Genomic DNA, 11,777 nt, shown 5'->3' with positions numbered 1-11,777 from the left:
AAGGCTCGGCCCCCTAAAATTTCGCCTCTTCGCCGGAATAGCTCAGTTGGTAGAGCGGCGCATTCGTAATGCGTAGGTCGTAGGTTCGATTCCTATTTCCGGCACCAATGATGGCTCCAGGGTTGCCCGCAGGCGTCCCCCGGCAAGCCCAGAAAGCCCACCGCAAGGTGGGCTTTTTTGTTGGCGCCATCCCATGCGCTTCTGGCTTTTCGGCCGGTCGTCGTGATGCTCCCAGCGGTTCATCGATCCCTTGACGGTTGGCTTGCACTTGCTGACCGACACCTCCTTGGCCCGCCTGGATAGATGCCGGGCGTTGCCGACATTTGTTTCGAATCGAATGCTTTTCACGAATTTAATTCGTGGCAGGTCGGGAAATCCAATTGTATGACTATGCGCTGTTAATTCGACTCCAGAAAATGCCTAGCCAACGACGGTTATTACGCTCCTCATTCACGTGAAGAGTCCTGCCCGCCTCGCGTATACGTTTCATCGACGTGAGTGCCGATTAAGCGCAGTAATAACTATGAAATGTGCTAATTCCGTGCATCCGGCAGTGCACGTTTCCACCGATTCTGCAGAGGCGCAGATTGTACGGTCGCGATGATCAAGCAGCGTTCGCTCTATATCAGAAAGCACTTCACGTCATCGAAGTAATTCGAACAAAGGGGATCACGTTCGGACTTTCGCGGTAGAGGAAAACCAGGGGAACCATCAAGCACGCATGTTGCCGGAACGTCGTTCCTGCATTCGTTCGAAGGTCGCTGCACCCGCTTTCCAGTGAGGCGTGATGCGGCCTGGGGATGAGCGTGCGCGCTTTATGGCCAACGCGTGCCTGGAAGCCGTGCTAACCACCCATGTCAGGAGAAACATCTTGAATCGCATCTACCGGCTCGTATGGAATCGTGCTCTCCGTGTTCTGCAGGTGGCGTCGGAGCTTTCCACGCAACGCAATGGAAGCCAGGCTGCGGGTGGTAGGTGTCTGTCGACACGGTTGTGGTTGAAGCCGTTGGCGATGGCCATGGTGTTGGCCACGCCCTGGCTGGGCGGCAGGGCATACGCTGCCTGCACGCCTGCCAATCCAACGGCGGGTGCAACCGTCACCTGTACTGGCGCGGCCAATATCCTTGCACCCAGCTATGCGGCCACCGCCAACAACCTGACCGTCAACGTGCAGGCGGGCGGGTCGGCGGGGGTGCTCCTGGGCATTGGCGGCACAGCGATGACGCTTACTGGCAACAACACCACCCTCAACAACGCCGGAACTATCGACCCAAGCCTGCTCGGCCTGCTCAGCCTGCTGTCATCGGGAACGTTCATCGGTAACAGTGCGGCGAGCACGGTGACGGTGAACAACCAGGCCACCGGCGTGATGAACGGCACCTCGGGCCTTCTCGGTGTCAGCATCAACGGCCTCACCGGCATGGCGTTGGCGACGCAGAACGGCACGGGCGGCGTCACCAATATTACCAATGCGGGAACGATCGGCGGCAACGCGCTGCTGGGCGTCTCACTCATACCGTCGGACATTCCGGTGGTCGCGGCCTACGGCGGCGCGCAGGTCAACTTCGTCAACACGGGTACCATTAATGGTCGCGTCGGCTTTCAGGCGTCCCAGACGCCGGGCACGGGTAATACCTTTGCCAATGCCGGTACGATCAACGGCGGCGTGTCGATGGGTATCAACAGCACCAATACATTCACCGCCGTTTCCGGATCGTCGGTGAATCTGGCAGGCGGCATCGGCCTGGACCTCAATGTCCTCGGGCTGGTGGGTGTGACCCTCGGCTTCGCGCCCACCGGCGTGGTCGACGGCGGCGCCGGCGGCAACAACACATTGGTGCTGCAGAACGTACTGCCCTCCTCGGGCACCGGTAGCGGAACGGGCGGCGCGATCAGCACCTTGTCCAGCGGCACGTACATCAACTTCCAGCATCTTCGCGTCAACAGCGGTACGTGGAATTTGCAGGGACCGCTGGTAAGCGGTGACGCCACGCTCAATGGAGGACTGGTCAATTTCAATAACGGCGGCGTCTTCGGCACGAATGCCGTCAGCGCCAATGGCGGCGCCATCGCCGCAAGCACCGGTGGCCTCACGCTCGCCAACAACATGACGCTCGGTACCGGTGGCCTCACGATCGCGGGCACCAACAATTTCACGCTGTCAGGCACGTTTTCAGGTTCCGGCGGACTGACGCAATCGAGCTCAGGCGTCACGACCCTCACGGGCGCCCATACTTACACCGGTCCCACCACCATCAGCGCCGGCACGTTGGCCCTGGCTTCGGCGGGCGCGTTGCCCTTGACGGGGCCGGTGAACCTCTCCGGCGCCACCGCTATCTTCGATATCTCTGGCACCGCGTCAGGTGCCACCATCGGATCGCTAACCGGTGTTGCAGGCAGCCAGGTCACGCTGGGCCCGCGCACGCTCACAACGGGTGATGCGAATAACACGACGTTTGCCGGCAGCGCCTCGGGTACGGGAGGAGTGGTCAAGCAAGGCACGGGCACGCTAACGCTGGCCGGCGCAAATACGTATATCGGCGGCACCACCGTCAGTGCAGGCGTCCTGTCGATCGCCGGCGGCGGTTCATTGGCGGCGACCGGCGCGCTGACGCTTGGCGCGGGCACGGCGTTGGACATTTCCGGTGCCACGGCGAACCAGGCCATCGGCGACCTGACGGGCGCCAGTGGCAGCCAGATCCTGCTCGGCGCACGCACGCTCACCGCTGGTGGTGCGGCCAGCACGCTATACAGTGGTGTCATCAGCGGCGGCGGGGGGTTGGTCAAGCAGGGCGCGGGCACGTTGACCCTTTCGGGCGCCAACACATACGCCGGTGGGACCACCATCAACGCCGGTACCTTGCAGGGCGATACCACCAGCCTGCAGGGAAACATCCTCGACAACGCCACCGTGGCGTTCAACCAGGCCGGCAACGGCCTCTATGCAGGCGTCATCAGTGGCACCGGCGATCTGGCCAAGTCCGGTGCCGGCACGCTGACACTCGGCGGCGTGAACAGCTACACGGGCAACACGCGGATCGATGCGGGCACTCTGGCGCTGGCTGCGGGAAGCAGCATCGCCTCATCCAGCGGCGTGACGTTGGCCACCGGAGGTACGTTCGATCTCTCCGCGGCGGGCAACCAGACGCTGGGCCTGTTGAACGGTGCTGGCGGCACCGTCGCCCTGGGTGCGAACACGTTGACGTTGAATGGTGTCGGCAACGCTACGTTCGGCGGTGTGCTTGCCGGCAGCGGCGGGCTGGTCATGAATGGTTCGGGCACACAAACGCTGACCGGCGCAAACCTCTATGCCGGCGGCACGCTCATCGAGAATGGCACGCTCGCCCTGGGTGCCGGCGGGTCGCTGGCTGCCGGATCACCGGTTACCCTAACCGGTGGCGTGCTGGATCTCTCCACCAGCGGCAACCAGTCCATTGCAAACCTGGGTGGCACGGGAGGCCAGGTGCAGTTGGGCGGCGGCAGCGCGCTGACGGTCGACAGCGGCAACTTCGCCGGAGCGATCACCGGAAACGGCAGTCTGATCAAGGCGGGCTTGGGCAACCTCGTGCTGGACGGCGCCAACAGCTACAGCGGCGGAACGCAAGTCGTGTCCGGTGGGCTGGTCATTGGCAGCGATGCAGCGCATGGCGCGGCCGGCATTCAGAGCGATGTCAGCGTGGCATCCACCGGATCCATTGGCGGCTTCGGGCACGTCGATGGCAACATCGATGTGCTTGCCGGCGGACATCTGGCGCCCGGAGCGCCGTCGGGGACGTTCACCGTCAACGGCAACCTGACGCTGGCGCAAGGCAGCCTGATCGACGCGTCCTTCGGGGCGCCCGGCCCCGACTTCAACACACCCGGCGCAAGCCATGGCGTTCAGGTCAACGGCAACCTCGCCTTGAGTGGCGCGGCGCTCACGCCCGTCGACGCGGGCGGCTTCGGCCCGGGCCTGTACAACCTGTTCAACTACACCGGCACGCTGACGCAGGCCAACGGCGGCATTTCCACGCCAGTGGGCTATGCCATCCAGAACCTCACGGGTAGCAAGCAGATCAACCTGATCAATGCGCTGGGTATCGATCTGAACATCTGGAACGCGGACGGGCTGGCCAGCCCCACGCAGATGGGTGGCGGCAGTGGCGTGTGGTCGCAAGTCAATGCCAACTGGACCGATGCGACGGGCAGCATCACCGGTGTGCGTTCGCCAGCGGATGCATTCGTCATCTTCGGTGGCAACGCGGGGACGGTCACGGTCGATGGCGCGGGCGGTGCACAGCCGGTGACGACGCAAGGCATCCAGTTCGCCAGCGACGGCTATCATCTCAACGGCGATGCGCTGGGACTGGTAGCGCCCTCGGCGGGCGCATACAGCGAAATCCGCGTGGGCGATGGAAGTGCAGCCAGCGCCGGCTGGACCGCCACCATCGATAACGCCATTGCAGGCAATGGCTTGCAGAAGACGGGTGATGGCACATTGGTATTAAACGGGGCAAACACCTATACGCAAGGCACGCAGCTGGTCGCCGGCACGCTTTCGGTATCGTCCGACGCGAACCTCGGTAGCTCTGGCAATGCCGTCGATTTTGAAGGCGGCACGCTGCAGGTCACCGGTACCGCCTACACCAGCACGCCGCGAGCGATTGTATTCGGCGCAGCCGGCGGTGGCTTCGACATCGCGGACGCCGCCAACACATTTACCGTCGCGCAGCCGCTGACGGGCACGGGTAGCCTGACCAAGCTCGGGGACGGCACACTGGTGCTTGCGGGCGCCAATGCCTACAGCGGTGGCACCACGATCAGCGCCGGCACCTTGCAAGGCGACACGGGGAGCCTGCAGGGCAACATCACGGATAACGGGTCACTGGTATTCAACCAGGGAACGGATGGTACGTTCGCAGGCGTAGTGTCGGGCACAGGCTCGCTCACCAAGGACGGTGCCGGCACGCTGACGCTTGATGGCGCCCATACGTATACCGGCATCACGTTGATCGACAACGGTACGCTCAAGATCGGGCCTGCCGGCAGCCTGGCCAGCTCCGCTGGCGTGGGACTGGCCGCAGGGACGACGCTTGATCTTTCCGGCAGTGGCGATCAATCGCTGGGCTTGCTCAATGGCGCGGGTGGCACGGTGGATCTGGGGCCCAACACCCTGACATTGACGGGAACAGGCAACGGAAGTTACGCCGGTACGATCATCGGCTCGGGCGCCTTGGTGAAGGATGGCGCAAGCACGCAGACACTGTCCGGCACCAATCTCTACTCCGGTGGCACCACCGTCAATGACGGCGCTCTCATCCTGGGTGCTGGCGGAAGCCTCGCGGCTAACTCCGACGTCACCGTGAACGGCAATGGTGTCCTGGATGTCTCCGCCGCCGGTAACCAGGCGTTGGGCAATTTCAACGGCAACGGCGGACAGGTGCAGCTGGGCGGCAATACGCTGGGCGTTGGCGCAGGCACGTACGACGGCGTCATTGCGGGAACAGGCGGTCTGCAGAAATCCGGCAGCGGCACCCTGACGCTCAATGGCAGCAATACGTACACCGGCCCCACGCAGGTGACGGCAGGCACGCTGCTGGTGGGTGATGCGGCACACGCGTTGGCGAGCGTCCAGAGCGATGTTACGGTGGCCAATACAGGGGTGCTTGGCGGTTTCGGACAGGTCAACGGCGATGTGGTCGTGCAATCAGGCGGACATCTTGCACCGGGCAATCCCGTGGGCATATTCACCGTCAACGGCAACCTCCTGGCTGAACAAGGCAGCCAGCTCGATTTTTCATTCGGCGTGCCAGGCGTAAACAGCAACACGCCAGGGCAGGGCCATAACGTGCAGGTCAATGGCGACCTGACGCTGGAAGGCGCGGCGCTGAACCCAAGGGACGCCGGAGGCTTTGGGCCTGGCCTGTACAATCTTTTCGACTACACCGGCACGCTGACACAGGCGAACGGAGGCATAACCCCGCCCGCCGGTGGCTATACGATCCAGTACCTCACTGGCAGCAAGCAGGTCAACCTGATCACCACCGCCGGCATGGCGCTGAGTTTCTGGAATGCCAACGGCCTGGCAAGCGCCACACGGATGGGGGGCGGTAATGGCGTCTGGGCGCAGGCGAATGCGAACTGGACAGACGCACAAGGCGCTGTCACCAGCGTGCGCGTACCCGTCAATGCGTTCGTGATCTTTGGCGGCGACGCCGGCACGGTGACAGTCGATGACGCCGGTGGCACGCGGCCGGTGCCCACGCTGGGCATCCAGTTCGCCACCGACGGCTACCACCTCAATGGCGATACCCTGACGCTGGACAGCGCGACGCAGACACCGCTCAGCGAAATCCGGGTGGGCGACGGCAGCGCGGGAAGCGCCAACTGGACGGCCACGATCGACAACGTGCTCGTGGGCGCCGGCGTCAACAAAACGGGGCTTGGAACCCTCGTGCTCAATGGCGTCAATGCGTACACGCAGGCAACGCAACTCACCCAGGGCACATTATCCGTATCGTCCGATGCGAACCTGGGTGCGCCTTCGGCGGGTATCGACTTCGAGGGCGGCACGCTGCGCGTTACTGGCACTGCATTCGACACGACGGCACGCGCGATCACCCTTGGCGCGGCCGGTGGTGGGCTGGATATCGCCGATACCGGCAATACCTTCACCGTGTCGCAGGCACTTACCGGCGCAGGCGGGGTGACCAAGCTCGGTGACGGCACGCTGGTGCTTGCCGGCGCCAACACCTATAGCGGTGGCACCACCATCAGCGGGGGCACGCTGCAGGGCGACAGCTCAAGCCTGCAAGGCAATATCACCGACAACGCAGCGCTGGTATTCGATCAGGCCGGCGATGGCACGTTCTCCGGCATCGTTTCCGGCACGGGTTCGGTCACCAAGCAGGGCGCCGGCATGCTTACGTTGAGTGGCGCCAACACGTATGCCGGTGGCACCACGATCAGCGCGGGCACGCTTGCGGGAAATGCCACGAGCCTGCAAGGTGCGATCCTCGACAACGGCTCACTTGTCTTCAACCAGGCAGTCGACGGCACGTTCCAGGGCAGCATCACCGGTACGGGCACCTTCGCCAAGACTGGGCAAGGCATGCTGCTCCTCACCGGGCAGAATGCATTTGCCGGAACCACCTCCATCGAAGATGGTTCACTGGCAGTGGGCAATGCAACGACGCCCTCGGCCACGCTGGGCGGTAACGTTACGGTGCAGGCAGGAGGCACCTTGCTGGGCAGTGGCACCATTGAAGGCGACGTGACCAACAACGGCGTCATCCATCCTGGCAACCCGGTCGGCACATTGACCATCGATGGCAACTTCACGCAGAACGCCAGCGGCAAATTCATCGTGGAAATTGCCGCCGACGGTACGGGCAGCCAGCTTGCGGTAAGCGGCAAGGCATCGCTGGCGGGCAGTGCATTGCTCGTGATGCCGTCGAGCAACTGGCAGGCCAATGCGGACTATCGCATCCTCACCGCGAACGGCGGCGTTAGTGGCCAGTTCGGACTGGTCAATTCCAACTTCGCCTTCGTCAATCCCACGCTTGTGTACGACGCCACCAGCGTGGGGCTTTCGCTACAGCGTAATGCGGTGACTTTCCCATCCACCGCTTCCACCCGAAACGGTCAGGCCGTGGCCGCCGCGACCGAACAACTGGGTCCTGGCAATCCGGTCTACGACGCCGTCGTGATCCTGGACCGACCCACCGCGGCTGCGGCGTTCCAGCAGCTGCAAGCGGACATCCACGCCAGCACGCGCACGGCCATCCTGGACAACGACCGCTACGTCCGCGATGCCGTCAATGCACATCTATCTGGAACGACGAGCCAGGCCAGCGGAAGCGAGGCTAACACCGCCGAGGGCGGATCGGTATGGACATCCGTGTGGGGACACTGGGGTGACCATGACAGCGATGGCAATGCCACGGAGCTCTCGGCCAATGGCAGCGGTATCGCGCTTGGTGCCGATACCAGCATAGGAAGCGCCGGCCGCGTGGGTGCGCTCGTGGCAAAAGGCCAGGGCACGGCGCGCAGCTGGACGCCGGATACATCCTCCCGCCACGTCGACAGCTACGCGGGCCTCTACGCCGACTTCCGCCTCGATGCCTTCCACCTGCAGGCCGGGGCCATATACGGCTGGCAGAAGGTGACGGCCAATCGATTCATCGCGGTCGACAATATCCGTGGCTCGGCGGGCAGTCGCTACGACGCCAACACCAGCCAGGGCTACCTGGAGGGCAGCTACGAGGTCGGCATTGGCCATTCGTCGCTCGCACCATTCATCAATATCGCCTATGACCATCTGAGTACCGATCCCATCCACGAGCACGGCAGTGTCGCCGCCTTCAATGTCGATGGCGAGGGAAGCTCGATCACCGTGGGTACGCTGGGCGCACGTGGCAACTTCCAGCTCAACGACGATGGCGGCCTGCGCGCGATTGTGAGCCTGGGTTGGCAGCACGCCTGGGGCGATGTCACGCCGATGAACAGCATGCGTTACGTAGCGGGCGGTCCATCGTTCACCATTGCTGGCGTGCCGGTGGCGAAAAACGCGGCGGCCTTCACGGGTGGCGTCAGCTTCCTGGTGGCCCCGAAGGTATCGGTCGATGCCACCTATAGTGGCCAGTTCGCCAGCCACGCCACCGATCAGGCTGCTCGCCTGAGCCTGACCTGGATGTTCTGACGAAGACACGGCGACCGGCCTCGCCGGTCGCCGTTCACCATGACCTATGGCACCGTGCCTTGGCTTTCCGCGGCGTGGAAGATAGCCTTGCGCGAGGCCATCCAGGCCAGGGGAAACCGATGAATACCTACGTGATGGACGTTCCGCCGCCGCTGCCGATCGACGCGCGTCCTGCCTGGAAGCGCTGGCTGATCGATTCTCCGCTGGCGCGGATCGTGATATTCGCGGCCTTGTTGGCAGCGTCGCTCACGTTGTTCAACTTCGCGCTCAAGCTAGTCGGTCTGCCCAGTGCGGGGCTGGATTCGATAACGCCGGCATCCACGTTGCGACGGCTGGTGATGATCATCCCGTTCGTATTGTCGTATTGGATCCTGGTGCGCTTCATCGAGAAGCGACGCATCGCCGAACTGGCGCCCTCGCGCGCGCCGGTGGGTATCCTGACGGGCCTGGCGGCCGGCGCGCTGCTTTTCAGCACGATCGTCGGCGTGATCGCGCTGGCCGGTGGCTACCAGATCGGTGGCTACAACAATGATGTTGCCTGGCTAGCGCAGATTGTGATGCTGGGGATTGCCCCGGGCATTACCGAGGAGATCGTCTGCCGCGGTGTTCTGTTCCGGATCGTTGAAGAGGGCTTGGGCACGTGGGCCGCGCTGGTGATCTCGGCGTTGTTCTTCGGCGCCGCACACCTGGGTAACCCGAACGCCACGCTTTGGAGTGCGATGGCCATCGCCATCGAAGCCGGCCTGTTGTTCGGCATGCTCTACAACGTGACCCGCTCGCTGTGGCTTTGCATGGGTCTGCATGCGGCCTGGAACATCATGCAAGGCTCGGTGTATGGCATTTCGGTTTCCGGCATCGCGGAGAAGGGCTGGATCGCGCCGCGCATTTCCGGGCCGGACTGGCTAACCGGCGGCAGCTTCGGCGCCGAGGCATCAGTGGTTGCGCTGGCCTGCTGCAGCGTGCTCACCGTAGTGCTGGTGGTGGTGGCCGTGCGGCGTGGGACTTTGGTGGCGCCCTCGTGGGTGCGCCGCCGGCGTGGACAATCAACCCCCTGAGGCTCTGAGGGCAGGCAGGAATGTCTGGATGAACCACGCGAGCACAATGGGGCCGACCGTCGCACCGATAGTCCACAGCATGCGCGATTGCAACTTGAGCAAGTGTTGCTCAAGCTTCCGGTCAAGGCGTGAATCCATGGCGGTTATAGCCAGGCGCATGTCACCCATTTCATGGCGCAGGCTGCCAATCTCGCCACGCAGTTCCGTGAACTGTTCCTGCCGCTTGGATGATTCGGCCTGAATGGTGTGCCACATCTTGCCAAAATCGACTCGTAGCTCGTCTACATCACGACGTATGTAGGCGATGTTTACTTCCATTCGGGCCATGCGATCGTCCATGCCCGGATAGTTATGTGCTTTGAGGAATTCGTCAACCGTCGATGGCTGTTCCCTGCAAGGAATATTTGAGTTGGTCGCGTCCATGATGGCGGCCTGTCGATCGCACGGAGGGACGACAATACTGCCGTGTGGCGATGCTTGCGTATGTCGGACTCATGCGCCGACTATTATCGGCGGCGCATGAGTCCCTTACGACGGCTATTTAGCTCACAACCTGCCGAACAGGCCGGCCTTCATAGCGCCTGAGGTGAAATACCCGGTGCAGGTTGTTTGCTCCCATCCACCCGCCGCCAGCCGCGGCGAGCAACGCCAGGAAACCGCTCAGGAACGACACCCACATCGCAAGCGACGTGTAGTGCGCCACGCGATCAGCCTGCGCCAGGGTTGTATTGCGTGCAGCCTGGGTCTGCGCCGCCATCGATGCGAGCAGGCGTTGCGCCTCGGCGCCGGTAGGTCCTCGCGCTTCGATCAACCGTCGCGCGGCATCGTCGTGGCCGGCGAGCAAGGCGGCGGTGACAGCCGAGTCGTTGCGTTCGCCGCGAAGCGCCTGGTGAACCTGTTCGTCGAGGATGGCAACTTCTTCGGCGGCAGGGCCGCTGGCGACGATCGCAGCGGTATTGCCACCACGCGTGTTGTTGTCGTGGCTGGCCGCTGCCATGGCAACGCTACCTGCCGCTGCATGACCCAGCCCCATGGAAATGAGCAACGCAGTTGCGGTGATGGAAAGGCCCCAAACGGCCACGCCCTGCAACGCGCCCATGGTGTGATCCACCTGGTTGTCGAACCAACTGGCCGCCATTCCGCCAAGGAACAGGGCGGCAGCCCAGGTCAATACGAACCAGATGCCCGTGCCGATGCCTACGCCTTTGGCGGTGCTTGCCAGGTCTGTGGCGTCAAAGGCCGCAAAACCCAGGGCCATGCCCGCTACATAAAGTAATCCAGCTACCGCCGTGGCAACCAGCCAGCCGGCGATGATGGCGCGCCAGGACAGGCGCGGATAAGTGACGACGACGTCAGTCGCGGAATTTGCTACGTAAGCCATGGGATATCTCCGTGCGTTGGGGATCAGGCGCAACCGCGCAGGAGCGCGATCAGGATCAGCACGGGGATGGGCACGCCGAGCAACCACAGCACGACGTAGCCGATACCGCCTTTCTGCTTGCCGGGCGCTGCAACGCCCTTGGACTCAGGTATTTCGTTCATTCACCGCCTCCCTCGTCCGGGTGCTCCGGACGTTCCGTGTCCGGAGGCTGGACGCGGCGCCGTGGAGCGCCGGTGACGAGGGGGTGAGGGGGCGGCTAGATCAACGCACCCAGCCGCCGCGGCTGTAGTACCAACCCGGACCGCGATGGTCCCAGCGTGGCGGAGCCCAGCGATAGCCCGGACGGCCACGGACCCAGTAGCCGCCGATCCAGACATGGCGTGCGCCGTTCCAGCGCCAGTAGCCCGGCGCCCAGACGTAACCCGCACGCGGCGGCGGTACGCGTTCAAAGCGCGGCGGTGGCGGGGCGACGCGGGTGGTAACGACCACCACCTCGCGGGCTTGCACCGGCGCGGTATAGGCGGTGGCGCCAAGGCCAAGGCCGGCAAAAGCCGCCAGGGCGAGAGTTCGGGTGATGCGGTTCATTTGTCACTCCTCCAGTAACAGCGGACCCTTGTGTCCGCGGCAGGATGAAAAAACGGTTGCCGACACGGTGCGTTGA

Annotated in this window: 5 protein-coding genes, 1 tRNA gene and 1 pseudogene; 3 read left to right on the top strand and 4 right to left on the bottom strand. The window is 63.6% G+C overall.

The window, feature by feature from the left end:
• The first annotated feature begins 31 nt into the window (after nt 1–31).
• The 3 genes and pseudogenes from NDK18_RS04050 (at nt 32) to NDK18_RS04040 (ending at nt 9,735) form a co-directional block, all read left to right on the top strand.
• A tRNA-Thr gene (locus tag NDK18_RS04050) sits at nt 32–107 on the top strand.
• 779 nt (nt 108–886) lie between these two features.
• Nucleotides 887–8,680, top strand: a pseudogene (locus NDK18_RS04045) (autotransporter-associated beta strand repeat-containing protein); the annotation flags it as partial.
• A 119-nt stretch (nt 8,681–8,799) separates the two neighbouring features.
• Entirely contained in the window at nt 8,800–9,735 is a 936-nt protein-coding gene (locus NDK18_RS04040; protein WP_250627154.1) for a CPBP family intramembrane glutamic endopeptidase, read from the top strand.
• On the opposite strand, the gene NDK18_RS04035 is transcribed toward NDK18_RS04040, so the two are convergent.
• The 4 genes from NDK18_RS04035 to NDK18_RS04020 all read right to left on the bottom strand — a co-directional run bounded on the left by NDK18_RS04035 (nt 9,724) and on the right by NDK18_RS04020 (nt 11,701).
• Nucleotides 9,724–10,158 carry a hypothetical protein gene (locus NDK18_RS04035; RefSeq protein WP_250627153.1) on the bottom strand — a complete coding sequence of 145 codons (435 nt, stop codon included), beginning with the start codon at nt 10,156–10,158 and terminating at the stop codon, nt 9,724–9,726. The two genes, NDK18_RS04040 and NDK18_RS04035, sit on opposite strands and share 12 nt — an antisense overlap.
• 118 nt (nt 10,159–10,276) lie before the next feature.
• Entirely contained in the window at nt 10,277–11,116 is an 840-nt protein-coding gene (locus NDK18_RS04030) for a hypothetical protein (RefSeq protein WP_250627152.1), read from the bottom strand.
• 23 nt (nt 11,117–11,139) lie between these two features.
• Entirely contained in the window at nt 11,140–11,277 is a 138-nt protein-coding gene (locus tag NDK18_RS04025) for a hypothetical protein (protein WP_250625602.1), read from the bottom strand.
• Nucleotides 11,278–11,377: 100 nt separating this feature from the next.
• Complete coding sequence (locus tag NDK18_RS04020; RefSeq protein ID WP_250625603.1) at nt 11,378–11,701, bottom strand: YXWGXW repeat-containing protein; 324 nt, start codon at nt 11,699–11,701, stop codon at nt 11,378–11,380.
• Nucleotides 11,702–11,777 lie beyond the last annotated feature (76 nt).

Source organism: Pinirhizobacter soli (genome assembly GCF_015905305.1).
GTDB classification, from domain to species: Bacteria; Pseudomonadota; Gammaproteobacteria; order Xanthomonadales; family Rhodanobacteraceae; genus Pinirhizobacter; species Pinirhizobacter soli.
This window is presented reverse-complemented; position numbering and strand designations above follow the sequence as displayed.